The following is a 1,971-nucleotide window of genomic DNA, read 5'->3' on the forward strand; positions in this document are numbered from 1 at the left end:
GGTCTCAGTCCCGGTCTCGCTGGCGGGGACGAGACCCACCGCCGCGTGCAGCGCGGCGTCCAGCAACGCCGGATGCAGCCCGAACCGGCCTGCGTCGGCCTGCTGCCCGGGTGGCAGGTGCACCTCGGCGAACACATCGTCGCCTCGCCGCCAGGCGGCTCGAAGCCCTTGGAAGACCGGCCCGTAGTCGTAGCCTCGGGCGGCCAGACGCTGATAGAGGCCTGTCACGTCCACCGCGGATGCACCCACGGGCGGCCAGGCCCCGGCCAGGTCATCGGGCGCCGGTACCGACGCGATCGTGCCAGTGCCGGTCAGGACGCCGTCAGTGCTGGTCAGGATGCCGGTCGCGTGCCGCGTCCACGCTCTGTCCGACCGGGTTCCCTCGACGAGGGTGCTGGCAGGGCATGAGTGGATGCTCACCGTCCGCCGGCCCGGGTCGTCCCCGGCTCCGACGATCAGTTGAAGCCGGATGCCGACAGCGTCGGGCACGACCAGCGGGGCTTCGAGCGTGAGCTCGGCGATCTCATCGCAGCCGACCTGGTCGGCGGCATGCAGGGCGAGGTCGACGAAGGCGCTGGCGGGGAGCAGGACTGTGCCCGAGACGGCGTGGTCGGCAAGCCAGGGGTGGGCCGCCAGGGAGAGCTGTCCGGTGAGCAGGACGGTGTCACCGTCGGCCAGGGGGAGGGCCGCGGCCAGCAGCGGATGGCCGGCGGGGTCCAGACCAGCGGCGGTGACGTCGTTCCCGGTGGGCGCGGCCAGCCAGTGGCGCTCGCGCTGGAAGGCGTAGGTGGGCAGGTCCGTGCGTCGGGCGGCCGGGCCGAACACGGCGGTCCAGTCGGGGCTGATGCCGTGGACGTGCAGGTGGGCCAGTGAGGTCGACAGACGCCGCCAGCCGCCCTCGTGCCGGCGCAGAGTGCCGGTGACAGTCGTCGTGGTGTTCTCCCCGACGGAGGTGTCGTCGATGGTTTGCTGGATGCCGACGGTGAGCACCGGATGGGAGCTGGTTTCGACGAATGTCCGGTGCCCCCCGGCGAGGGCGGCGCGGACCGCCGGGTCGAGGCGGACGGTCTGGCGCAGGTTGCGGTACCAGTAGTCGGCGGTGAGCTCGGTGGTGTCCAGGAGCATGCCGGTGACGGTGGAGTAGAAGGCGATGGTGGCGGGGCGGGGTGTGACGTCCGCCAGCAGACCGAGAACTTTTTCCCGGATGTTTTCGACCTGGGCGGAGTGGGAGGCGTAGTCGACCGGAATCTTCCGGGCCGGGACGTTCTGCGTTGCGTAAGCGTCCAGAATGTCGTCGAGTGTGTCCGGGTCGCCAGAAACAACAGTGGAGTGGGATCCGTTGATTGCGGCGATGTTGACCCGGTCACCGTTGACCCGGTCACCCAGCCGCGCGAGCTGCTCCGCCACCGTGGCCGCGGGCAGCGGAATGGCGACCATGCCACCGTGGCCAGCCAGTTCTCTGAGCGCATGGCTGCGCAGCGCCACGATTTTGGCGGCGTCCTCCAAGGTGAGCGCACCGGCTATGTGAGCGGCCGCGATTTCCCCCTGGGAATGGCCGATGACGGCGTCGGGGTGGACGCCCAGGGACTGCCAGAGGCGGGCAAGCGAAACCATGATTGCGAACAGTGCGGGCTGCACGACGTCGACGCGCTCCAGGGCGGGGGCGTCGGGGTGGCCGCGCAGCACGTCGATCAGGGACCAGTCCACGAACGGCGCCAACGCGTCCGCGCACGCTGCCAGCTGCTCGGCGAATACCGGGGAGGTGCCCAACAGCTCCACGGCCATCCCGGCCCACTGCGCGCCCTGACCGGGGAAGACGAACACGGTCTTCCCGGGGTCGCCGGCCACGCCCTCGACGAGGCCGGCGGCCTGTTCTCCCCGGCTCAGCGCCTGTAAGCCGGTCAGGAACTCGGCACGGTCACTGCCGACGACCAGCGCTCGATGCTCGAACGCGGTCCGGGTGGTGGCCAG

The 1,971-nt window shown here is 70.8% G+C and carries 1 protein-coding gene; it reads right to left on the reverse strand.

Annotation, left to right across the window (positions count from 1 at the left end; genetic code table 11):
* On the reverse strand, nucleotides 1–1,971 hold a 1,971-nt coding region (locus tag MJ783_RS21345), incomplete at both ends, for an acyltransferase domain-containing protein (RefSeq protein WP_239313200.1).

The organism is Protofrankia sp. Cj3, assembly GCF_917627355.1.
Classification (GTDB): Bacteria; Actinomycetota; Actinomycetes; order Frankiales; family Frankiaceae; genus Protofrankia.